Genomic DNA, 22612 nt, shown 5'->3' with positions numbered 1-22612 from the left:
CCTGAAATGACTGAAGTGCTGTTCTACCATCTGCAAGACATGACGGTAGAGAATGTGTTGCCGCCGCTTCTCGAGAAATCGCTCGAGCGCGGCTGGCGCGTCGTGGTGCAGTCGACTTCTGAGGAGCGCGCCGATGCGCTCGACGCGCATCTGTGGACCTATCGCGACGATTCCTTCCTGCCGCACGCGACGTGGCGGGTGAACGACGCCGCCGATCAGCCCATCGTGCTGGCGATCGAGGGGGGCAATCCCAACGGCGCCAATGTCCGCTTCCTGATCGACAACGCCGCGTTGCCCGAGGACGCACAGGGCTACGAGCGCATGGTGCTGCTGTTCAATGGCGACGATCCGGACGCGCTGGCGATTGCCCGCACGGTCTGGACGGATTGCAAGGCGCGGGGATTTGATGTCACCTATTGGCAGGCCGACGAGCGCGGCCGGTGGCAGAAGCGCAATTAGCCGCCGTTCGCAATTAATGATAATTTGCACTTTTCGAGCGATGCTGGCTTCGGCCACCTTCGTGCCGCAAAGGGATGTTGGGACAATCGTTTAGGGCTGGTCCTTCACGCGGGGAATTAGTTTATCGTGCGACATCAAAAGCTTCCCGGCTCGCTCATGATTACGTTGGCCGCCGTGGCACCGCTGGTCGCGGGCTGCTCGGGCGGGACCGATCTGTTGTCGAAGGACGCAGCATGGTTCCAGAAGCCCGGCCGGCTCTTCATCAAGAACATCTCGATCGAGTCGCCGCCGCTGACGCCCGATAAGCCGGTCGGACCCGAGGACCTCGTCAGCGCCGACGGCGCCTGTCCCGGCATGACGCCGCCTCCCGGACCGGCCGATGCCAATGCCTCGACGACTGCACCCGCGCCGATGGGGGGAACAGTCGCGCTCGGCCACACCGAATGCGACGTGGTGCGCGGCATCGGTGCGCCCTCGACCGTCAATCTTTCCAACGATGCCGCGGGCCGGCGCGTCGCGGTCGTCACCTGGGCCACCGGCCCGCGCGCGGGCATCTACACGTTCACCTCCGGCCGCCTGTCCTCGATCGAAGGCAATCCCGAACCGCAGCCGGTGCCGAGGGCAGCGAAGCCGAGGAAGAAGTCTGCTTAGGCTCTCTGTGTCCCGGGCTCTGCGGCGCGTCGCTTTCGCTTTGCCTCCGCTCCGGGGCACCAAGCGCTAGCTACCCCGCCGCCTCATCAAATTGCGTGCTCGCCTCGAGCCACTGCTCTTCAGCTCGTGCGAGCGCCTCCGCGGCATTGGCGCGGGCCTTTGACAGCTGCGCAGCCTGCTTGGGATCGCGTGTGAAGATGTCGGGCAGGGCGAGCGCGGTGTCGATCTTCGCGATGATCTCGCTCACGCGGGCGATCTCGGTTTCTGCTTCGGCGATGCGCTTCTTCAGCGAGCCGCGATTGTCGGACTTCGGTCGCTGCGGCTTGTCGTTTGCCGCGCTGCGTTCGCGCGGCGCTTCCGCGTTGCGCGCGGACAGCACGAGGCGGCGGTACTCGTCGAGGTCGCCATCGTAGTTGGTGACGGTGCGGTCGGCGACAATCCAGAGCCGGTCGGCGCAGGCCTCGATCAGATAGCGGTCGTGCGAAACCATGATCACCGCGCCGGGAAATTCGTTGATCGCTTCCGCAAGCGCCGCGCGGCTGTCGATGTCGAGATGGTTGGTCGGCTCGTCCAGGATGATCATGTTGGGGCCGAAGAAGGTCGCAAGGCCCAATAGCAGCCGGGCCTTCTCGCCGCCCGACAATTTGCCGACCTTGGTGTCGGCGGCCTTGCCGGAGAAGCCGATCGCGCCGGCGCGGGCGCGCACTTTGGCCTCCGGCGCATCGCCCATCAGCTTCCGGACATGGTCGTAAGCCGAGGCGTCCTCGTTGAGCTCGTCGAGCTGGTGCTGCGCGAAATAGGCGATCGACAGCTTGTCCGCTCGCGTCACCTTGCCGGAGAACGGCGCGAGACGTCCGGCCAGCAGCTTGACGAGCGTCGACTTGCCGTTGCCGTTGGCGCCGAGCAGCGCGATGCGGTCGTCATTGTCGATCCGCAGGGTGACGCGGTTCAGCACCGGCATTGCCGGATCGTAGCCGACCGAGGCATTGTCGACGGCGATGATCGGCGGCGACAGGATCTTCTCGGGCGCGGGAAAGCTGATCTCGCGCACGTCCTCGGTGACCAGCGCGGTGATCGGCTTCAGCCGTTCCAGCATCTTCACACGCGATTGCGCCTGGCGCGCTTTCGAAGCCTTGGCCTTGAAGCGATCGACGAAGGCCTGCAGGCGCGCGCGCTCGGCCTCCTGGCGCTTGATCGCCTTCGCGTCGAGCAATTCGCGCGCAGCGCGCTGCTCCTCGAAGGAGGAATAGGTGCCCTTGTAGAGCGTGAGCTTGCCGCGCTCGAGATGCAGGATCTGGTCGACCGAGCTTTCCAGGAGGTCGCGGTCGTGGCTGATCACGATCACCGTGCGCGGATAATGCGCGAGGTGATCCTCCAGCCAGAGCGTGCCTTCGAGGTCGAGATAGTTGGTGGGCTCGTCGAGCAGCAACAGGTCGGGCGCAGCGAACAGCGTTGCGGCAAGCGCGACGCGCATGCGCCAGCCGCCGGAGAACTCGGCGCAGGGGCGGAGCTGATCCGCGGCGGAGAAGCCGAGGCCGGAGAGGATCGCGGCGGCGCGCGATGGCGCCGAATGCGCGTCGATGTCGACGAGGCGGGTCTGTATCTCGGCGATCCGGTGCGGATCGGTCGCGTGCTCGGCTTCAGTTAGCAGCGCGTCGCGTTCGAGGTCGGCCTTGAGCACGACCGAGATCAGGCTCTCGGGGCCGTTCGGCGCTTCCTGCGCGAGGCTGCCGATGCGCCAGCGTGGGGGCAGGGTCACCGAGCCGTGCTCGGCAGCGAGCTCGCCACGGATCACCTTGAACAGCGTCGACTTGCCGGTGCCGTTGCGTCCGACCAAGCCGACGCGCGCGCCGGGCGTGATCTGCACGGAACTCTGGTCGATCAGAAGGCGTCCGGCGAGACGGATGGAGAGGTCGGTGATGAGAAGCATGCGGCCTTGTCACCGCAAGGCGCCTCGAACGCAACTCGTTTTTCCGTCAATGCGGCTCGCGCTCGCGCTGCCTCAAGGCGTTGAGGAGCTGCTCGAGGTGCGTCGGAAGGCGAGGCTCGGGTCGCAGACTCTGCTGGAGCCGTTCGCCCACGGCGTCGCAAATCGAGCGGCTGGTGCGCCGGTCGATCTGTTCGCTGTCGTTGGCAAAAAGGCCAGCCATCGCGGGTTCCGTGTTCTCAAAGTAAGGACACCGTACCAAGTCATTGCTAGCCAATTGGTTTCGCCGACTGTGGGGAATGGTGGGCATTCTCGCAAAAATTGTATGAAGCGCACCTTGTCCGTGCAAGGCAAAGCCCCGGCGAGGGGGGCGCCGGGGCTTCTCTTGGAGGTACCCGGGGGGCTCAGGTACCTCGGGAAGGTGCTGACGGTCTTAGTAGCAGCGGTTGATCAGCCGCCAGCGGGGTCCCCACGGGGTCGGGACCAACCGGCGCACATAGCAGCCGCCATAACCGTAGGAGACGGGACCTCCGACATAGAAGCGCGGTCCGCCCCAGCCGTGGCCATGGTGCCAGCCGCCACGCCATCCGCCATGCCAATGAGCGGATGCGGAGGTCGGCGCCAGTGCGGCACCCAGCGCGACCGCGGCGACGGCGGCAAGCGAAAGTTTCCTCCACATGGTGATCTCCTCAAGACTGCCGGCGCGGGGCCATCGCGCCGAAGGGAAAGCCGCCGAAACGGTCCGCCTGACGATCAGGCTTCGGTTTCGATGGGCCGACCTTATGCCACTAAAGCTGAACCGAACCCTGACGGCGGTTTCAGACTGGGTTCATCTTGGTGAAATTGTTGTCATCCATGCTGAATCGAGCGTCCGTCCTCCGACGGAAGCGATTGCGGCCGTACGGGCGGTCGCTTGCCGGATGGCAAAGGCGCCGATATAAGCCCCGCAACTCCGAACCACCGCTTTTCTCCCAAGGACAAGATTATGGCCATCGAACGCACTTTCTCGATCATCAAGCCCGACGCGACCGAGCGGAATCTGACCGGTGCGGTCAATGCCGTGATCGAGAAGGCCGGCCTGCGCATCGTCGCGCAGAAGCGCATCCGCATGACCAGGGAGCAGGCCGAGACCTTCTACGCCGTCCACAAGGCGCGCCCGTTCTTCGGCGAGCTCGTGGACTTCATGACTTCGGGTCCGGTCGTGGTGCAGGTGCTGGAAGGCGAGGGCGCGATCGCCAAGTACCGCGAGGTGATGGGCGCCACCGATCCAGCCAAGGCCGCCGAGGGCACCGTCCGCAAGCTCTACGCGAAGTCGATCGGAGAGAACTCCGTGCACGGCTCGGACGCGCCGGAGACCGCCGCGATCGAGATCGCGCAGTTCTTCTCGGGCAACGAGATCGTGGGCTGATCCGTCAGGCGACAGGTTAGGACGACGGGGCGAAAGGATTAATTGTGGGCTGGCTCTGGCAGATCTTCGATCCCGCTACGATCGGGGCATTCTTCACCCAGTTTCGCAACGAGATGGCCGAACCGACCTTCTGGATTGCGGTCGGCAAAATCATCTGGATCAACATCCTGCTCTCCGGCGACAACGCGCTGGTGATTGCGCTGGCCTGCCGCGGTCTCTCGCCGCGGCACCGGCTCTGGGGCATGATCTTCGGTGCCGGCGCAGCCGTGATGCTGCGGATCATCTTCACCGGCATCGTCGCCAGCCTGATGGGCCTGCCGTACCTCAAGCTGGCCGGCGGTCTCGCGCTGATCGTGATCGCGGCCAAGCTCCTGGTGCCGGAAAACGAGGACGAGGACGACGTCGAATCGGGCGCGCATTTGTGGCACGCGATCCAGATCGTCGTGGTCGCCGACATCGTCATGAGTCTGGACAACGTCATTGCCGTCGCCGCCGCGGCCAATGGCAGCGTGCCGCTCTTGATCCTCGGCCTTGCCATCAGCGTACCGCTGATCGTGGCCGGCGCCGCGCTGATCATGGCGCTCCTCGCGAAGCTCCCGGTCCTGGTCTGGGCCGGTGCAGCGCTGCTCGGCTGGGTCGCAGGCGAGGTGATCGCGACCGATCCAGGCATCGCGCCGAAGCTGCACACGCTGTTCGACGGCCCGCTCGGCGCCTCCCTCGACGGCATGCTCGGCGCGCTGCGCATTCCGCCGCAGTTCGGCCATGGCGGAGGAGGCGGCGAATATTTCTGTGCGGTGCTCGGCGTCATCGTCGTGCTGGTGGTCGGTTTCATCTGGCGCCGCCGCAGCCTGATGCGGACAGCCCTCGAATCTTCCGAGCACCACGCCAGGGCCTCGGCCGAGTGAATTTGACGGCAGCGATCTACAGATGCCGCGCGGCTATATTCGGCAGCCAGTCGCGCGCTTCTCCCCATGTTTAGATCTTATCTTATTCTAAGCTACTGAAAATAAACACACTTTCTTTGACTCGCCGGCTGTTCCCGCGGCACCTCGCTCCGGTATCAATCAAACCGGAAGCCGCCGCGAGATGTCGTCGAGAGTCATTTGCCCTCCCATTGCCATTCTGGCGTCCGCCGTCAAAGCGCTCGCCGGGGTCTCCAGCCCGACGGCATTCGCGGCCTCCGTGATACCAACTATTGGTCCGGCGTGGCGAGCTTCTCCGCGCTGGCGCAAGGCGCGCCGCGAACCCTGCTCTTGTCGATGGCGACGGATTTCTGAGGCGGTCAATCGATCGTGCCGAACTCCGTCACCGGCAGGATCCAATAGACGAGCTTGGTACCGCCAAATGAGGCTCGCAGCCGATCGAGCAAGTTGCTGGCATCGCTCCTCGCCAGGATGATCTGCACCGCCGTCTGGTCGGCATGCCCCTTCACGCGTTCGGCGGCCGTCTGCAATCGAACCCCGGCGCCGTGACCGGCACCGGGCGCTGCCGTGAATCCCGAAACGAGATCGGTCTGGTCGGTGAGATAGTCGAGCAGCTCCTCGCGGAGCTGGTCCGGTACGATCAGGGTGAGACAGACCGGTTGATCGGTCATTTCGCCACCTTCGGCGCTCCGCCATAGCGGCGATACAGGATCGGCAGGAGAATCAGAGTGAGCATGGTGGAGGACAACAGTCCGCCGATCACGACGATGGCGAGCGGTCGTTGCACTTCGGATCCTGGCCCGGACGCGAACAGCAGCGGGATCAAGCCAAGCGCCGTGATGCTCGCGGTCATCAGCACCGGACGGAGCCTGCGCATGGCACCTTCGACGACGATGCGGTCCTCGCTCAACCCATGGGCGCGGAGTTGGTTGAAGTAGGATACCAAAACGACGCCGTTGAGGACGGCGATGCCGAGCAGTGCGATGAAACCGACCGAAGCAGGCACCGACAGATACTCACCCGTCAGGACCAGTGCGAAGACGCCACCGATCAGCGCAAAGGGGATGTTGACCAGCACCAGCAAGGCCTGCCGGATGGCCCCGAACGTGGTGAAGAGCAGCAGAAAGATCAGGCCGATCGCGATGGGCACGACGATGGACAAGCGTGCGGCGGCACGTTGCTGGTTCTCGAACTGCCCGCCCCAGGTCAGTCGGTAGCCGTTCGGAAGGGGAAGCTCGATCGCAACCTTCTGGCGCGCTTCCTCGACGAATCCGACCATATCGCGACCGCGGATGTTGGCGCGGACGACGCTCATGCGCGCTCCGTCCTCGCGGTCGATCTTCACCGGGCCATCCACGCGCTGGATCCGGGCGACTTGCGACAATGCGACATGCTGCCCTGAAGCGAGCGTCAGCGGCAGGTTTGCCAGCAGCGTCGGCGCTTCCCGGGTGGTCTCGCTGCCGCGGACGAGGATCGGCGTGCGGCGTCCTTCCTCGAGCGCGGTGCCGATCGTCCTGCCCTCGATCTGAGTGCGGAGCGAGTTGACGATCGAATCCACCGTCAGGCCGAGGCGGCCGGCCTCCATGCGATTGACCGCAACCGTGTAGTATTGAGCGCCTTCGTTCAGCGTCGTGTAGACGTCCTCGGCACCGTCGATGCTGGACAGGATGGCCGACAGCTTGGCTGCGGCTTCGTTCAGCCTGGCGATATCAGGACCGAAGATCTTGACGGCGACGTCGCCGCGCACGCCGCTGATCATCTCCTGCACCCGCATGTCGATGGGCTGGGTGAAGCCGAGCGAGATGCCGGGAAAGCCGGTCAGAACCTCGCGCAGCTTCTGCAACAGGGCCTCGCGGTCGTCGGTCTGCCTCTCGGCGGCTGGCTTGAGCACGAGGAACGTGTCGGTCTGGTTCGGACCCATGGGATCGAGGCCAAGCTCGTCCGAGCCGGTCCGTGCGACGATGCCGGCAACGTCCGGTACGGCCAGCAGTGCCTTTTGGAGTCTCGCATTCATGGCGAGCGACTCGTCGAGGTTGACCGAGGGCAGCGTTTCCACGCTGACGATGACGTCGCCTTCGTCCATCGTCGGCATGAAGGTCTTGCCAAGTTTCGTATAGGCCAATCCCGCGGCGATCAGTCCGATCACCGCCGCAGCCATCACCTTGCGCTCGTTGTTCAAGGCCCAGTCCAATGCCGGCGCATAGACCCGTTGCGCCGCACGGACCAGCATGGGATCGCGATGCGACGCGGACTTGAGCACGTAGGAGGTCAAGACCGGCACCACGGTGAGCGCCAGCAGCAGCGAACCGGTGAGCGCGAAGATGATGGCCAGCGCGACCGGGATGAACAACTTGCCCTCAAGGCCCTGCAGCGTCAGGAGGGGGATGAACACGATGATGATGATGAGGACCCCTGAGGCGACCGGTTCCAGCACCTCGCAAACCGAACGGTACACCAGGTGGATCAGTGGAACGGTTTTGCCCGGCTCCTGCTTGCCGAGATGGCCGACGATGTTCTCGACCACGACGACCAGCGCGTCGATCAACATGCCGATCGCGATCGCAAGTCCGCCGAGGCTCATCAGATTGGCCGACATCCCCACCAGGCGCATGACGATCAACGCGATGACGATGGCCAGCGGCAGGCTGAGAGCGATTACCAGCGAGGCCCGCCAGTTGCCGAGGAAGAGCAGCAGCAGAACGATGACGAGGACGGTGGCCTCGCCGAGCGCTCGCACCACCGTGCCGACGGCGCGGTTGACCAGGCGGCTGCGGTCGTAGAACACGTTGATGGAAACGGTCTTCGGCAGTGCCGGCTGCAGCTCGGCGAGCCGGGCACGCACGTCGCGGACGAGCTGGCCGGCGTTGGCGCCGCGTAAGCCGAGGACGAGGCCTTCAACGGTCTCGCCGTTGCCGTCCGACGTGACCGCGCCATAGCGGGTCAGCGTCCCGATCTTGACGCTCGCGACGTCGTTGACCAGGATCGGTACGCCATCGCGGGTGTCGACGACGATTGCCTTGATGTCTTCGATCGAGCGGATGCTGCCTTCGATCCTGACCAGAGCGCTGTCTTCGCCCTGGTTCACCCGTCCGGCGCCGTCGTTGCGGCTGTTGGCCTCGATCGCGCGACGAAACACGTCGTACGAAATGCCGCGCGCGGCGAGCGCATCGTTGCGCGGCACGATCTCGAAGGCTCGGACATAACCGCCGAGCGAATTGACGTCCGCAACCCCTGGGACTGTCCGCAGCGCGGGACGGATCACCCAATCGAGCAGGGTCCGCCGCTCGGCGAGCGACAGCTCGGGGCTGTCGATGGTGAACATGAACATTTCGCCCAGGGGGCTCGTGATCGGCGCAAGACCTCCGCTCACCCCGTCGGGGAAGTCACGCGCGATGTTCGACAGCCGCTCCGACACCTGGTTGCGCGCCCAATAGATGTCGGTGCCGTCCTCGAAATCGACGGTGATGTCGGCCAGCGCATATTTCGTGGTGGAGCGAAGGATCTTCTTGTTGGGCAATCCGAGCAGTTCGAGCTCGACAGGGACCGTGATGCGCTGCTCGACCTCTTCGGGGGTCAGGCCCGGCGCCTTCATGATGATCTTGACCTGGATCGGCGAGACGTCGGGGAACGCGTCGATCGGTAGACCGGGCAGGAGGACGGCGCCTGCGCCGACCACCAGCAACACGCTCAGCAGGACGAACAGTCGCTGCGCAAGTGCGAACGCAACCAGGCGCCGGAGCATTTATTGCCCCAGTCCGGAGAGAATGCCGCGAAGTGCCGAGATGCCGCCGATCGCGATCTCGTCCTGGTCCGTAAGGTGGCCGGAGATGACGACATGGTCCTGGTCCTCCGCAACCAGCTTGACCGGTACGAGCCGGAAGCCGCCGGCCGTGGCAACGAACACCGATGTCTGCTCGCCACGACGCACCAGCCCATTGTAGGGAATTTCCCACGCGCTTTCGCCTGCGGAGAGAAAGCCGATGCGAGCCGCGGTGGTCTGACCGGGATGCAGCTCTCCATCGTTGGGGATTTCCGCGCGAACCAGAATGGTCTGGGTGGCAGGGTCGATGGTCTCGGAGACCAGCACGACCTTGCCGGGGGTGGAATAGCCGGTGATCTCGACCTTCGCGCCTGTGCGGATCGCGCGGATATTCGTCGCAGGGACCGCGATTTCCGCCCATAGCGGTGAGAGCCGCGCCAGTTTGATGAGCGGCGCGGATTGTTCGATCCGCTGTCCCGGCGATACCGTGACCTCGACCACGGATGCAGTCTGCGGCGCATTGACCGTAAGCGTACCGCTGATGGCCGCCTCCTGTCCAAGCCGAAGGATCGCCTCGTCGGACATCCCGCTCAGATGCAGCATCTGGCGCCGCTCGGCGACGACGAGAGCGGCCTGGCGTGCTTCAGCCTGGCTGGCCTCCAGCACGCGCTGTGGCACGGCCTTGCCCTCGAACAGATCCATGTTGCGCTTGAGCTGCTGGCTGGCAAGATGCTCCTGTGCGAGCGCATGCAGGTAATCGCGCTGCTGGGAGACGAAGCTCGGGCTCTCCAGGGTCACCAGCGGCTGGCCTGCGGAGACGCGGTCACCGCGCCCGACCAGGAGATTGGCGACCATGCCGGCCATGGGCGCGCTCACGACCCGCAATTGCTGCGTCGGGATCACGATCTGAACGGGATAGGGCAGCGTCAGATCCGTCCGGACCGCGACTGGATGGGTCAGGCGCACGCCGAGATTGCGCGCCTGTGCATCGCTCAGCTTCAGTTCGGCCTGCGCGTGCGGCGCCGAAGGCCAAGAACTCAAAGCGAGCGCAAGCAGAGCGCCGACGGCCGCTTTCCGGGCGCGGACGGAAAGCCGAATCCCATGTTGGAGTTGCATGACGAACTTGAGTCCGGAACAAGTGGCAGCAGGCTAATCGGATGCGCCGCTGGCGGGTTGATTTGCATCAACCGACGCTGTCAGGACACGATGGTTTTCACGACGGCTGTACTGATGCCGATCGGTCCGACAGCCTTGAGCCGCTTGGATCACGAGCAGCGGTCAGATCGGATGATCTGCCGCCAGCATCTGCGACTCGTTCGCACTTCAGCGCCTCACGATCGAGCCGGTGCGGCCGATCAGGCGGGCGAGCTGGCGGAAGCGGCTGCCGACGCGGTCGGCCACGAGATCGCCGAGGCGGTGCTCGAACACAAGCGTCAGATTGCGGCCCCGGCTGCGGAAATGGGTAGCAGGCAGGACACCCGGACGCGCCGCCGAGATCAGATGCGCGACGCGGAATGCGGCGCCCAGCAGGCGCGCGCGTTCGAGCTGGGCCGGCGTCAGCAGCCCCTGCATCGTGGCCGGCGGCTGGTTTTCCTCGCTGAGACCGGCATAGCGATAGAACACCGACAGGCCGACGAAGGCGCGCTGGACGTGGGTGATCGAGCCGAAATTGCCGTTGACGACGAGGCTCAGCGTTTGTTCGCCGCGATGGTCGGGATGTACGCGCCAGCCGATATCGGAGAGCAGGCAGGCGGTGTGGCGCAGGCGGCGATCCTCTTCGCTTTCGCGCAGCTTCACGACGCGCACGAGACGGTCGGTCCATGCGATCAGCTCGCGGGCGTGTTTGGCCGAGCGTGACAGCAGCTGATTCAACTCCTCGGCCGCGCAGATCAACCCGTCCTTGCCGCGTTCGGTTTCGGACAGCTTCTCGTGCAGCAGACCCTCGCGCACGCCGAAGGTCGAGAACACGATGGTCTTCGGCTTGGCGACCCGAATGATGTGCTCGAGCACCAGCGCGGCGTAGGTGAGGAGCGGGCGCCGCGCGTCGGCGACGATCTCGATGTCGGCGAGCATGTCGGCGGCGACGAGGCGCCGGAGACGGCGCGAGAAGTCCAGCGCCTCGGCGGCCGAGATCGAATAACCGTGCATCACCTGGAGTGGATAGCCGCTCTGGATGATGTGGATGCGCGCCAGGGCGCGCCAGGTGCCGCCGACCGCGTAGAAGGTGCGGCCGCGGCCCGCGGTGAGCTGCGGCACCCCGTCGAGCTCCTCGCGCACGATGTGGTCGGCGCGCTTGAGCGATTTATGCGCGAGATCCTGGAGCGCGAGGCCGCCGAGCGGCAGCGTCACGCCGCTGCGCACGCTGTTCCGGCGCACGTCGATCAGCTCGAGCGAGCCGCCGCCGAGGTCGCCGACGATGCCGTCCGGAAGGTGGATGCCGGAGATCACGCCGAGCGCCGACAGCCGCGCCTCGCGCGGGCCCGACAGGATCTCGATGTTCACCGCGCAGATGCGCTCGGCCTTGGCGATGAAGTCGGGGCCGTTCGAGGCGTCGCGGCAGGCCGCGGTCGCGATCGCGAACACGCGTCCGACCTGCATCACGCGGCACAACGCACGGAAACGCTTGAGCGAGGTCAGCGCCTTGTCGACGGCGTCCGGCGCGAGCAGACCGGTGCTCTGCACCTCGCGCCCGAGGCCACACAGCGTCTTCTCGTTGAAGATCGGGATGAGGCTCCGCGAAAGCCCCTCGTAGACGACGAGACGGACCGAGTTGGAGCCGATGTCGATGACCGCGACGCTCGAGCCGCGCTTGCGCGGCTGCTTCACGTCGCAGATCCCCGATCAGGATTGATGGCGTTCGTTCCGGCGCGTGAGACGACGCGGCGAGGATTCCTTGAGCGACTTTCCACGGCCAGACAGACTCGGATTCGTCATGAAGTAGTTGTGCACGTTGAAAGGCTCCTCGCCCTTCGCGGTCTTCATACGCGTTGAGGACCCGTCCGGCAACAACTGCCAGCTCTGCTCATTGTCCTTGAGGTTCGCGACCATGATTTGCTCGAGAACCTGCTGATGCACCGTCGGATTTTGCAGCGGACACAACACCTCGACGCGGCGGTCGAGATTGCGCGGCATCATGTCGGCAGAGGAGATATACACAGCCGCCTTCGCGCTCGGCAGGCCCTGGCCCATGCCGAAGCAGTAGATTCGGCCATGTTCCAGGAATCGCCCGATGATCGACTTGACGCGGATGTTCTCCGACAGGCCGGGGATGCCGGGCCTGAGGCAACAGATGCCACGCACCACGAGTTCGACCTGGACGCCGGCCTGCGAGGCCTCGTAGAGCGCGTCGATGATGTCAGGATCGACCAGCGCGTTCATCTTCATCCAGACCGCGCCGTGCCGGCCGTGCCGGGCATGCGCGGTCTCGCCCTGAATGTGCTCGATGATGCGCTTGCGCAGGGTCAGCGGCGACACCGCCATCTTCTCCAGATCGCTCGGAGCGGCATAGCCGGTGATGAAGTTGAACACGCGCGCGGCATCGCGGCCGATGGTCGGATCTGAAGTGAAGTAGGAGAGGTCAGTGTAGATGCGCGCGGTGACCGGGTGATAGTTGCCGGTGCCCGTATGAACGTAAGTCGTGAGGCTGCCGCCCTCGCGGCGCACCACCATCGAGAGTTTTGCGTGCGTCTTCAATTCCAGGAAGCCGTAGACCACCTGCACGCCGGCGCGCTCGAGATCGCGCGCCCAGCGAATATTGGCTTCTTCGTCGAACCGCGCCTTCAGCTCGATCAGGGCGGTGACGGATTTGCCGGCTTCGGCCGCTTCGGCGAGCGCGCGCACGATCGGCGAGTTGTTCGAGGTGCGGTAGAGCGTCTGCTTGATCGCGACCACATCGGGATCGCGCGTCGCCTGCTGCAGGAACTGCACCACCACGTCGAAGGACTCGTAAGGATGATGGACGATGAGGTCTTTCTGCCGGATCGCGGCAAAGATGTCGCCGCCATGCTCGCGTACGCGCTCGGGATGGCGCGGCACGTAGGGGGTGAATTCGAGATCCGGCCGGTCGAGACGGGTGAGCTGCGAGAGCTCGTTCATGGCGAGCACGCCGTCGACCAGGAACACCTCGTCGTCGGCAGCCGACAGTGCATGCTGCACGAAGCTGCGCAGCTGCTCCGGCATCTTGGCGTCGATCTCGAGCCGGATCACGGACCCGCGCCGACGGCGCTTCAGCGCGGTCTCGAACAGGCGGACGAGGTCTTCCGCCTCTTCTTCGATTTCGAGCTCCGAGTCGCGGATGATCCGGAAGGAACCTTGGCCGTGCAGATTGTAGCCGGGGAACAGGCGGTTGATGAACAGGGTGGTCGCCTGCTCCAGCGAGATCAGGCGCACCGTTCCTTCGGCCGGCAGGCGGATGAAGCGGTCGATCTTGCCGGGCATGCGGATCAGCGCGTTCATCTGCTTGCCGTCGGCGGCGCGCGTGAGCTGGAGCGCGATGGTGAAGCCGAGGCTCGGAATGAACGGGAAGGGGTGGGCCGGATCGATCGCGAGCGGGGTCAGCAGCGGGAACACGTTGTTGAGGAAGTAGTCCTCGACCCAGGTTCGTTCCGCCTTGGTGACCTCCTTGCCGTCGACCAGCACGATGCCGACCTCGGCCAGCGTGGCGCGCAGGTCGCGCCAGATCGCCTGCTGGTCGGAGGCGAGCTGGGAGACGGTACGGTTGATCAGCGCGAGCTGTTCCGACGGCGTCAGGCCGTCGGGGCTGCGTTCGGCGATACCCTCGCGCACCTGGGCCTTGATGCCGGCGACGCGGACCATGAAGAATTCGTCGAGATTGTTCGCCGAGATCGAGAGGAACCGCACCCGCTCCAGCACGGGGTGGTTGAGATTGACCGATTCCTCCAGGACGCGGCGGTTGAAATGCAGCCAGGACAGCTCGCGGTTGATGAACCGTTCGGGGCTGGATGCGATCGCCGGCAAGCCCTCGGCTTCCGGGGGTTTTTCTTTCGTTTCAACCGTTTGCGCAGAGTCCATTAGAAGTCGGTCCATCCTGTCTCGCCTCACTTTGCGACTTATGCGCAAAACCCCGGGGAGCATGTGTTACAGCGATGACGTTTCGATGACATTGATGTTCCGCCCCTCGGTCCCGTCAAGCGGCCTCAAGGCGCCTTGGGGGCTGGCGGGCCAATCAGACGTCCCGCAAGAGCTCGGCGGCCAGCGCCCGGGTGACGGGGCGGCCGAGCCGCAGGGCTTCGCTGTCGAGCAGCTCCACGGCCCGCCGGGCGGCGGCCGAGGACCGCTCCAGGCGGGTGGCGAGGTAGCTGACTACGCTCTCGTCCACGGTGAGCTGGCGGTCGGCGCAGAATTTGACGATGAGGCCGCGAAAGAGCTGGTCGTCGGGGGGCTGCAGCGTGACCACCGGCACGGCACGCAGACGCGAGCGCAGGTCGCGCAGCTCGATCTCCAGCGAGGCCGGCGCCTCGCGTCCGGTGAGGAGGACGTAGGCGCCGTCCTCGCGGGCGAGATTCATCATGTGAAACAGGGCGCGCTCGTCGAAATCGTTTGCCCTGAGATCTTCCACGACCAGCGCGCCGGTGGCGAGCGCACCGGGGACCCCGGCGGCGGTCAGCGCATTGGCGGTGGTCGAGCGGGCACCGGCCTCCTCGGCCCAGATCGCGGCGAGATGGCTCTTGCCGCTTCCCTCGGGACCGGCCAGCCACATGATCCGGTTCGGCCATTCCGGCCAGCTGTCGATCAGGCCGAGACCGGCCGCATTGGCGGGGCCTTCGAGGAAGTTGTCCCGGCTGAGGCTCTCCGCATGCGGGAGCGAAAATGCCAATTGTCGGGGGTGAACGCGGCCTGCCACGCTTGTTTTGCTCCATGCCGGCGCGCCGGCCCGTTTGAAGAGGGTTCGACTTGATCGTGCGGCACTTGTTCGTGCGAGACCTTGATCTTGCGAGACTGGATCTTGCGAGACTTGGCCTTTTGCGGGGCCGCATCCCGGCTCATTTGGCCTCGATCGTACTCATGTGCCGCAGCCACTCGACGAGGTAGAGCGACACGGAGGAGAGCGTGAAGACCGTGACGAGGCCCATCAGGATCATATCATAAGGGGCCGGCTTGAAGCCGAAGGCAAGCGCCGCCAGCACCAGCGCCGCGAACGCCACTTGGGCCACGGTGTTGAGCTTGGACACCTTCGACGGCTTCATCTCGACCGGTCGGTCGAACAGCCAGGATACGATCACGGCGGCAACGATCATGATGTCGCGGGAGACCACCAGGATCACGATCCAGCGCGGTATCGCGCCCCAGATGCCGAGCGCCATGTAGATCGAGACCAGCAGCGCCTTGTCCGCGAGCGGATCGAGCAGCGCCCCGAGCTCGCTCGTCATGTTGAAGCGCTTGGCCAGGAAACCATCCACGGCATCGCTGACGCCGGCAATCAGGAAGACGGCGAACGCCACCTCCATTTGGCTCGACACGATGGCCCAGACAATGATCGGGACCAGCATGATGCGGCCCAGGGTAATGATGTTCGGAATACTCACGAAAGCGCTTTCCCGGCCCCGGCTTGACCTCGAATCCGCCCCCCTTGGGAGGCTGAACCGGTTGATATCTACATAGTATAGAGCGGGGCGCCATGCGAGCCATTGCGCGTCCCCGGAATTCGACGTAACCAGCCGCAAACCCACTGGAAATCGGGCATGACCGACCGCAAAAACGGGCTCACTTACGCCGATTCAGGCGTCGATATCGACGCGGGCAACCGCCTGGTCGACCTGATCAAGCCGATGGTGCGCGCCACCGCGCGGCCGGGCGCGGACGCCGAGATCGGCGGCTTCGGCGGCCTGTTCGACCTGAAGGCGGCAGGCTTCAAGGATCCGGTCCTTGTCGCCGCTACCGATGGGGTCGGCACCAAGGTCAAGATCGCGATCGAGACCGGGCTGCACGGCGGCATCGGCGTCGATCTCGTTGCCATGAGCGTCAATGACCTCGTCGTGCAAGGTGCCGAGCCGCTGTTTTTCCTGGATTATTTCGCCTGCGGCAAGCTCGACCCCGAGGCCGCTGCCGCGATCGTCGCTGGTGTCGCGGAGGGATGCCGCGAATCCGGCTGTGCCCTGATCGGCGGCGAGACGGCCGAGATGCCGGGCCTCTACAAGGATGGCGACTACGACCTCGGCGGCTTTGCCGTCGGCGCTGCAGAGCGCGGCACGCTGCTGCCGCGCAAGGATATCGCGGCCGGCGATGCCGTGATCGGGCTCGCCTCGTCGGGCGTGCATTCCAATGGCTTCTCACTGGTGCGCAAGATCGTCGAGCAATCCGGTCTCAGCTTCGCGGCGCAGGCGCCGTTCGCGCCCGTGATGACGCTCGGCGGCGCGCTGCTGACGCCGACGAAGCTCTACGTCAAGTCCTGCCTGCGCGCGATCCGCGAGACCGGCGCGGTGAAGGGGCTCGCCCACATCACCGGCGGCGGCTTCACCGACAACATTCCGCGCGTGCTGCCGAAGCACCTCGGCGTCGGCATAGACCTCGCGCGCCTGCCGGTGCTGCCGGTGTTCAAATGGCTGGCCGGGCAGGCGGGCATTGCCGAGCTGGAAATGCTGCGCACCTTCAATTGCGGGATCGGCATGATCGCGATCGTCGAGCCCGATAGGGTCGACCAGGTCGTCGAGGTCTTCACCGACGCCGGTGAGACGGTGGCGCAGCTCGGCACCGTGATCCCGGCCGAGGGCGAGCATCGGGTCGTCTATAACGGCCACCTCGATCTGGCGCTGTAATGACGGGCGCTGTGATGAAGCGCCGGGTCGCCATCCTGATCTCCGGGCGCGGCTCCAACATGGCTGCGCTGATCAGGGCCGCCGCCGCTGCGGATTTTCCGGCGGAGATATCGCTCGTCATCTCGAACAAGGCCGATGCGCCCGGGCTCGAACGGGCCCGGGCGAGCGGCGTGAAGACTGAGGTGATCGAGAGCAAGCCGTTCGGCAAGGACCGCGCCGGATTCGAGAAAGTGCTGCAGGCAGCCCTCGATCGGCACGGCATCGAGCTGATTTGTCTTGGCGGCTTCATGCGCCTGTTCACCGCCGAGTTCACCAAGGCCTGGTACGGGCGCATGCTCAACATCCACCCCTCGCTGCTGCCGTCCTTCCCCGGCCTCGACCCGCACGGCCAGGCCTTGCGCGCCGGTGTGAAGTTGTCCGGCGCGACTGTGCATTTCGTGATCCCCGAGACCGATGCCGGCCCGATCGTGATGCAGGGCGCGGTTCCCGTCGGCGATCACGACACCGGGGATACGCTGTCGGAACGCATCCTCGAGGTCGAGCACCGCATCTATCCCGAAGCGCTGCGGCTGCTCGCGAGCGGCAAGGTCCGGATCGAGGGCGATGTGTGCAAGACGGCGGGCAGCGCGGCGTCGGAGAATTTTCTGATTGCGCCGGTGGTGAGCTGAAGCGCCCTCCGCGTCTGGGTGCCTCCAAGAACAAAATCCCCCGGCAAAGCCGGGGGCAACGTCATGATTTCCCGCGCGCTGCGCGACATCAGGAGACCTTGAGGTTCTCCGCGGATGATTTGCCGCGGTTCTCCACGAGGTCGAATTCAACCACCTGGTTCTCGTTGAGGGTGGAGAGTCCGGCACGCTCGACGGCGGAGATGTGGACGAACACATCCTTGTCGCCGCCGTTCGGCTTGATGAACCCATAGCCCTTGGTCGGGTTGAACCATTTGACGGTGCCCTTTTGCGGCATCGCTAGTCTCCTCCACTAGATACAAAAAAGACGCGGCCGCTTTTCGCGTGCCACGCCACAAGCGGGCTTCCGGAAGTCTGTTCGAGTCTTGAGTCTCAACGTCGCGAAACGCACAGCGCAGCGGCCAATTCCGATTGTGTCCAGCATTGCAACATGAAAATCGCGCGCGAGCAAGCTGCGCGCGGATTTCAAGGCCGATGCGGGCCTGTTCGTCTGCAATTTACGACCTGTGGCAGCGGAACCACAATCGAAGGCAATAGGCCCTGTCGCAGCGCTTCGACCGATTGACGCTCCCGGGTAGTTCGGCACAAATCGCCGCTCGCGCCGCGGGTTCGTGTTGTATTCGCGCGCCGCCACTTTGCTTCGGGATTCATCGTCATGCGCTGCGCCGCGCAGCTCTCCGGGACACGGCAGACGATCGGGCTGGTCCGCGTTCCCCGGATCGTGGCTGCGATCGCAATGGCGTTCGCGGTGGTCGTGATGATGGCGGCAGCGACCCCGAGCTTCGCGCAAAGCCCAACGCCCACCCCGACCCCGACGCCCACGCCGTCACCGACCCCGATCCCGTCGCCGATGTCGACGAATTACGATCAGTCGGCCGGCAACAGCGCGCTCAACCTCGGCTCGGGGTTCCTGGAGCGGCTCGGCAACCAGGCTTCAGGCGGTATCAACCGCGCGTTTCGCACCAATCCCGGCGGCGGCGGCGCGTCCGCGAGCACGGAAGATCCGCGCTACCGCACCTGGTTCGAGGGCTACGGAATCTCTGTCCGGACGGATGCGCAAGGTGACTTCGTCGGCGACAAGCGCAAGACCGTTGGCGGCGTCGCCGGTTTCGGCGCGCGGCTTGCGCCGGGCGTCAACATCGGCTTTTCGATCGACCAGAGCCACACCGACATCGATGTGCCGCTGGCGTTGCAATCCGCAACGCTCGACCTGACCCAGCTCGGCTTCAGCGGCTCGGCCGACAAGGGCCCCTGGACTTGGGCCTTTGCCGTGGTGCACGGCTTCGGCAAGGTTCATTCCTCCCGCGACACCGGCCTCGGCCTTGCGACCGCGGGCTATCGCGCCGCCGTTGACGGCGCGCTGACCGAGATCAGCTATTACTGGACCAAGGACCAGATGCGCATCGTGCCCAAGGGCGCGCTCGAATATGTGCGCGCCACGAGCGCCGCGTTTCAGGAGGCCGGCGGCCTCGCCCCGCTCAACGTCGGCTCAACGGCGCTCTCTCGCGCGCGTGTGATGATCGGGGCGGAGGTCGGCCGCTATTTCATCATTGAGCAGAAGGTTCTGGACCTTTCGGCCTACGGCAAGTTCGTCGACAATTTTTACCAGGATCTGGGGTCGGTTCAGGTCAGCCTGGGCGCCCAGAGCATCATTGTCCCCGGCATCGGCGAGAGCCGCTACGGCATGGATGCCGGTGCCTCGGCCTCGCTCAGCCTGACCAACGTGGCACGGCTTTACGTCAATTACGACGGCAAGTTCCGCAACGAACTGACCTCGCATCAGGGCACGGCCGGCTTCGAATACAAATGGTGAGCCGACGCTCGCCTGCGTTCAGGTCGGCGTCGCCGCAACATAGCCTGCCAAACCAAACCCTTCGCGCGCAGCCGTCATCATCGGCACCAGCGCGTCCGGATGGATGAACTCGTCGCGGAAGCAGGGATAGGTCCTGGCATCGAAGATCTTCTTCAGCCAGTCGACTACGATCTTGTGACGTTCGGAGCTGCGGAACTCCTTGTGATAGGTCAGCCACAGATCGGCGTGGTGGCTGACGCCGAGATCGACGGCCACGAGCGGCGCGCCGAGCGCGATCGACACGGTCGGCAGGAAGCCGATGCCGGCGCCGCGCTCGACGGCGTAGAGCACGCCGACCGACGAATTGGTCTTGATCCCGACGATGCCCTCGAGCGAGTTCAATCCGAGCACGCGAGCATAGGCGCCGTCGTCGACCTGCGGCGCGCTCTGCTTGATGATGCGATGGTTCTTCAGCTCAGCGAGCGTCGCCGGGACGCCGTAGAGGTTCTGGTACTCCTTGGAGACGAAAGGATAGATGTGCAGGCGGCCGAGCTTGGCAACGATCAGGTCGGGATTGGTCGGCGGTTCGAGCTGGATGGCAATGTCCGATTCAAGCCGCGCGACGTCGGCCTGCTCCATCGCGCAACGCAGATCGACCGTGATCTTGCGGTAGGTCTTCTGGAAATCGATCAGTCGTGGCAGGATCCAGAAATTGCCGGGGCCTTCCGTCACAGCGACGCGCACGGTGCCTGACGTGTCGCTCGACGATCGCGAGGCGCGGCGGAAGACGTTGAAGGCATGACGCTCCATATGTGCAACGTCGGCGATCATCGCGGTGCCTTCATCGCTGAGCGTGAGTCCGCTCTGGTCGCGCAGGAACAGCTTGCACCCGATGCTCTCTTCCAGCCGGTCGATGCGGCGCATCAGGGTCGTGGAGGTGAGGCCGAGCTCTTCGGCCGCATTGCGAAAACTTTTATATTTTGCGCACGCTAAAAACAGCTTCAAATCGTCCCAGGACGCATCCAGGGCTTCTTCACGGTGCTGCATCATCGCAGCACCCCGGTGCAATAACTGCTGCATACTCCTGATCCCCAGCCGCTAAGCTCATGGCCATAGCGGGGCACGAAAGCCTCGAACGATAGAGGCGTGATATGAGTATGGAAAGGGGCTCGTTTGCCGCAAGGCATGATTTCGATGCCTTGCCGCTGAGCCCGGATGTCGACGTTCGCTGTGCGCAATTTTCCGAAATTGCGACACTTTCGGAAATGGCGCGCCGGCTGGTGCCGGGCGTGCAGATCGGAACGGTGGAGCTTGCGCGATACTTCACTCTCGATCCTCAAAGCATTTTGACGTTCAGCCGGAAAGGCAAGCTCGTCGGCGGCATGGCCTTCTTGTTTCTCAATGACCGCGGCCACGATGCGCTGCTGCTCGACGAGATCTGCCTCACCGCGCCGGAGACGCGTTATCTCGCGTCGGCGAACGAGGACGTCGCTGCTATCTACATCTGGGCGATCGCCGCCACGGGGCGCGGCATCGCCGGTCTCGGCAAGGCCGCGGCTCATCTCAGGCAGATAAGGTTTCGCGGCGCGGATTGCTATGCGCAGCCCTCAACGGTGGCCGGACGCGACATCATGAGGGCGACAGGCTTTGCGCCCGTTCCGAGCTTTCAACCCGACCTGTGGTGTTACGAGCGTCCCTGGCATCGGCAGCCGATGCGCATGCCGGGCGCGATGATCCAATCAAGGAGCTTTGCAGATGCACGGTACTAGGATTCCTGTCGCCAAGCCTTGTTCCCGCGCGATCACCATCCGCCTCGCGCGCGATCCAAATGATCTCATGCTGGTGACCGCCATCCGCTCGGCGGTCTATCTCGCCGAGCAGGATTGTCCCTTCGAGGAGGAGTTCGACGGTAACGACATGGTCGCCGCGCATTTCATCGGCTTCGTCGGCAATGAGCCCGCGGGCTGCCTGCGGGTGCGCTTCTTCGGCGATTTCGCCAAGGTGGAACGCCTGGCAGTGCGGCACCAATACCGCCGCTCACGCGTTTCGTTCAAGCTGGTGCAGGCCAGTGTCGACTATGTGAAGCGCAAGGGTTTTCGCAAGATCTATGGCCAGGCGCAGGACCGGCTGGTCGATTTCTGGGCCCATTTCGGCGCCAAGCCGCTCGGTCACAACCGCAAGATCACCTTCTCGGATTTTTCCTATACGGAGATGTTGCTGGAGATCGAGCCCGGCCCGGACGCCATCACGCTAGACAGCGATCCCTATGTGATCATCCGTCCTGAGGGCGATTGGGATCGGCCCGGCGTCCTCGATGCCTCGGCGGGGCGGGCGGTGACCTCGCCGCTGCGGGACCTCGCACTCGCCGACCGCTGAAACTGGTGCAGCTCTGCGCAACACAATGCTGACGTCCATCCATGATGATCCGCCGATCCTGATCTGTGCGGATCTTCAGGTCGAATATCTGACCCCCGGCCGCCGCCATGTCATCTTTGACGGCGATGCGGCAATGGCGCGCTGCCTGGAACTCCTGATGCTGTGGCGCAGCAATCTGTGGCCGGTTATGCATCTGAAGCGTATCGCACAGGCGGCTTGGTTCAATCCGGCATCCAGGCTGACCGATTGGATCGCAGAAACCAAGCCGCACCCGGGAGAGATGACGTTCGAGCATCCACTGCCGTCGGCCTACAGCTCGGCGCGGTTCGTGGATCATATGTCCAGTATCCGGGCGATGCGGTGCGTTCTGATCGGCTTCTCGCTGGACGAGACCATCCTGGCCACGGCCGTTGACGGGTTTCACCGCAGTCACCGCTACCAAGTGGTCATTGACGCCGTGGCTTGCCGGCAGCCGGGCACGGATGATGCAGCCGCCTACAGGAATGCGGTGGTGAATGTCATCGGGAATTTTGCTACAGTCCAGTCCAGCGCCGAACTGATCAGAACCAGCGGCGCTGTTGCGGTTTAGGTGGCCGCCGACGGGGTGAGGGATTGTCACGGGGAGACGAACTCAGGGAGCTGGCGAACGATCTGTCGCGTGCCGCCGAGAGGGCGCGCAGGCTTGGTCTTCGTACGACGGCCTATTTGCTCTCGATGGCCCTGGTGGAGGTGAGGGAAGCCGGTGCCGCCACCGACGGTGGGGACGACGACGGCGCGGCGTGAGGGCTGCCGCGGCGCGGGCCGGCCGTGTGCGGCTTTGTGCATCGCTGCTGGGCGGCTGCTGCCGACGAATTA

The 22612-nt window shown here is 64.8% G+C and carries 23 protein-coding genes; 11 read left to right on the top strand and 12 right to left on the bottom strand.

Annotated elements, in window-relative coordinates; genetic code table 11:
* Window positions 1-6: 6 nt before the first annotated feature.
* Window positions 7-459: a DNA polymerase III subunit chi gene (locus K408_RS0108090; RefSeq protein WP_024338103.1), complete on the top strand. Its 453-nt coding sequence runs from the start codon at window positions 7-9 to the stop codon at window positions 457-459.
* A gap of 165 nt (window positions 460-624) precedes the next feature.
* A complete protein-coding gene (locus K408_RS0108085; RefSeq protein ID WP_024338102.1) occupies window positions 625-1110 on the top strand; it encodes a hypothetical protein in 486 nt (161 codons plus the stop codon).
* 70 nt (window positions 1111-1180) lie between these two features.
* On the opposite strand, the gene K408_RS0108080 is transcribed toward K408_RS0108085, so the two are convergent.
* From K408_RS0108080 to K408_RS0108070, 3 genes are all read right to left on the bottom strand, one after another.
* Entirely contained in the window at window positions 1181-3040 is a 1860-nt protein-coding gene (locus K408_RS0108080) for an ABC-F family ATP-binding cassette domain-containing protein (RefSeq protein WP_024338101.1), read from the bottom strand.
* 46 nt (window positions 3041-3086) lie between these two features.
* Complete coding sequence (locus tag K408_RS42675) at window positions 3087-3260, bottom strand: hypothetical protein (protein ID WP_196232359.1); 174 nt, start codon at window positions 3258-3260, stop codon at window positions 3087-3089.
* 210 nt (window positions 3261-3470) lie between these two features.
* On the bottom strand, window positions 3471-3716 hold the full coding sequence (locus K408_RS0108070; RefSeq protein WP_024338100.1) for a hypothetical protein: 246 nt from the start codon (window positions 3714-3716) through the stop codon (window positions 3471-3473).
* A gap of 306 nt (window positions 3717-4022) precedes the next feature.
* Here K408_RS0108070 and ndk point away from each other — a divergent pair, with 306 nt between their 5' ends.
* Window positions 4023-4445, top strand: a complete 423-nt coding sequence (ndk, locus tag K408_RS0108065; protein ID WP_024338099.1) for a nucleoside-diphosphate kinase — start codon at window positions 4023-4025, stop codon at window positions 4443-4445.
* Window positions 4446-4489: 44 nt separating this feature from the next.
* The gene (locus tag K408_RS0108060; protein ID WP_024338098.1) at window positions 4490-5350 is read left to right on the top strand and encodes a TerC family protein; all 861 of its coding nucleotides are present in this window, start codon (window positions 4490-4492) and stop codon (window positions 5348-5350) included.
* A gap of 377 nt (window positions 5351-5727) precedes the next feature.
* Here the strand turns inward: K408_RS0108060 and K408_RS0108055 are convergent, their stop codons facing one another.
* From K408_RS0108055 to K408_RS0108025, 7 genes are all read right to left on the bottom strand, one after another.
* A complete protein-coding gene (locus tag K408_RS0108055) occupies window positions 5728-6039 on the bottom strand; it encodes a DUF3240 family protein (RefSeq protein ID WP_024338097.1) in 312 nt (103 codons plus the stop codon).
* A complete protein-coding gene (locus K408_RS0108050; protein WP_024338096.1) occupies window positions 6036-9110 on the bottom strand; it encodes an efflux RND transporter permease subunit in 3075 nt (1024 codons plus the stop codon). The genes K408_RS0108055 and K408_RS0108050 overlap by 4 nt, the downstream gene beginning before the upstream one ends.
* Complete coding sequence (locus K408_RS0108045; protein WP_024338095.1) at window positions 9111-10244, bottom strand: efflux RND transporter periplasmic adaptor subunit; 1134 nt, start codon at window positions 10242-10244, stop codon at window positions 9111-9113.
* Window positions 10245-10451: 207 nt separating this feature from the next.
* Window positions 10452-11954 (bottom strand): exopolyphosphatase, encoded by a 1503-nt coding sequence (gene ppx, locus K408_RS0108040; protein ID WP_024338094.1) that lies wholly within the window; start codon window positions 11952-11954, stop codon window positions 10452-10454.
* A 15-nt stretch (window positions 11955-11969) separates the two neighbouring features.
* The gene (locus K408_RS0108035; protein WP_024338093.1) at window positions 11970-14159 is read right to left on the bottom strand and encodes an RNA degradosome polyphosphate kinase; all 2190 of its coding nucleotides are present in this window, start codon (window positions 14157-14159) and stop codon (window positions 11970-11972) included.
* Window positions 14160-14313: 154 nt separating this feature from the next.
* Window positions 14314-14991: a P-loop NTPase family protein gene (locus tag K408_RS0108030; protein ID WP_024338092.1), complete on the bottom strand. Its 678-nt coding sequence runs from the start codon at window positions 14989-14991 to the stop codon at window positions 14314-14316.
* Between the two features lie 139 nt (window positions 14992-15130).
* Window positions 15131-15673, bottom strand: a complete 543-nt coding sequence (locus tag K408_RS0108025; RefSeq protein ID WP_024338091.1) for a CDP-alcohol phosphatidyltransferase family protein — start codon at window positions 15671-15673, stop codon at window positions 15131-15133.
* A gap of 156 nt (window positions 15674-15829) precedes the next feature.
* On the opposite strand from K408_RS0108025, the gene purM reads away from it, so the two are divergent.
* Together purM and purN are read left to right on the top strand one after the other, a co-directional pair.
* Complete coding sequence (gene purM, locus K408_RS0108020) at window positions 15830-16903, top strand: phosphoribosylformylglycinamidine cyclo-ligase (protein ID WP_024338090.1); 1074 nt, start codon at window positions 15830-15832, stop codon at window positions 16901-16903.
* A gap of 14 nt (window positions 16904-16917) precedes the next feature.
* The gene (gene purN / locus K408_RS0108015; RefSeq protein WP_024338089.1) at window positions 16918-17571 is read left to right on the top strand and encodes a phosphoribosylglycinamide formyltransferase; all 654 of its coding nucleotides are present in this window, start codon (window positions 16918-16920) and stop codon (window positions 17569-17571) included.
* An 88-nt stretch (window positions 17572-17659) separates the two neighbouring features.
* Here purN and K408_RS0108010 read toward each other — a convergent pair whose 3' ends face one another.
* Window positions 17660-17866 carry a cold-shock protein gene (locus K408_RS0108010; RefSeq protein ID WP_024338088.1) on the bottom strand — a complete coding sequence of 69 codons (207 nt, stop codon included), beginning with the start codon at window positions 17864-17866 and terminating at the stop codon, window positions 17660-17662.
* Between the two features lie 378 nt (window positions 17867-18244).
* Here K408_RS0108010 and K408_RS0108005 point away from each other — a divergent pair, with 378 nt between their 5' ends.
* Window positions 18245-19402 carry an autotransporter outer membrane beta-barrel domain-containing protein gene (locus K408_RS0108005; protein WP_024338087.1) on the top strand — a complete coding sequence of 386 codons (1158 nt, stop codon included), beginning with the start codon at window positions 18245-18247 and terminating at the stop codon, window positions 19400-19402.
* 18 nt (window positions 19403-19420) lie between these two features.
* Here K408_RS0108005 and K408_RS0108000 read toward each other — a convergent pair whose 3' ends face one another.
* Complete coding sequence (locus K408_RS0108000; RefSeq protein WP_024338086.1) at window positions 19421-20461, bottom strand: LysR family transcriptional regulator; 1041 nt, start codon at window positions 20459-20461, stop codon at window positions 19421-19423.
* A 71-nt stretch (window positions 20462-20532) separates the two neighbouring features.
* Between K408_RS0108000 and K408_RS0107995 the strand changes: the two genes are divergently transcribed.
* Genes K408_RS0107995 through K408_RS42670 form a run of 4 tightly spaced genes read left to right on the top strand, consistent with a single transcriptional unit; the run spans window position 20533 to window position 22540 of the window.
* Window positions 20533-21150: a hypothetical protein gene (locus tag K408_RS0107995; RefSeq protein WP_024338085.1), complete on the top strand. Its 618-nt coding sequence runs from the start codon at window positions 20533-20535 to the stop codon at window positions 21148-21150.
* Complete coding sequence (locus K408_RS0107990; RefSeq protein ID WP_024338084.1) at window positions 21137-21757, top strand: GNAT family N-acetyltransferase; 621 nt, start codon at window positions 21137-21139, stop codon at window positions 21755-21757. The genes K408_RS0107995 and K408_RS0107990 overlap by 14 nt, the downstream gene beginning before the upstream one ends.
* 25 nt (window positions 21758-21782) lie before the next feature.
* Complete coding sequence (locus K408_RS0107985) at window positions 21783-22346, top strand: isochorismatase family protein (RefSeq protein WP_024338083.1); 564 nt, start codon at window positions 21783-21785, stop codon at window positions 22344-22346.
* Window positions 22347-22369: 23 nt separating this feature from the next.
* Window positions 22370-22540: a hypothetical protein gene (locus K408_RS42670; protein ID WP_196232358.1), complete on the top strand. Its 171-nt coding sequence runs from the start codon at window positions 22370-22372 to the stop codon at window positions 22538-22540.
* Window positions 22541-22612: the final 72 nt, after the last annotated feature.

The sequence above is a fragment of the Bradyrhizobium sp. in8p8 genome, from assembly GCF_000426845.1.
Lineage (GTDB): Bacteria > Pseudomonadota > Alphaproteobacteria > Rhizobiales > Xanthobacteraceae > Bradyrhizobium > Bradyrhizobium japonicum_C.
The sequence above is the reverse complement of the archived record's forward strand: the minus strand, read 5'-3'. Positions and strand labels throughout refer to the sequence as shown.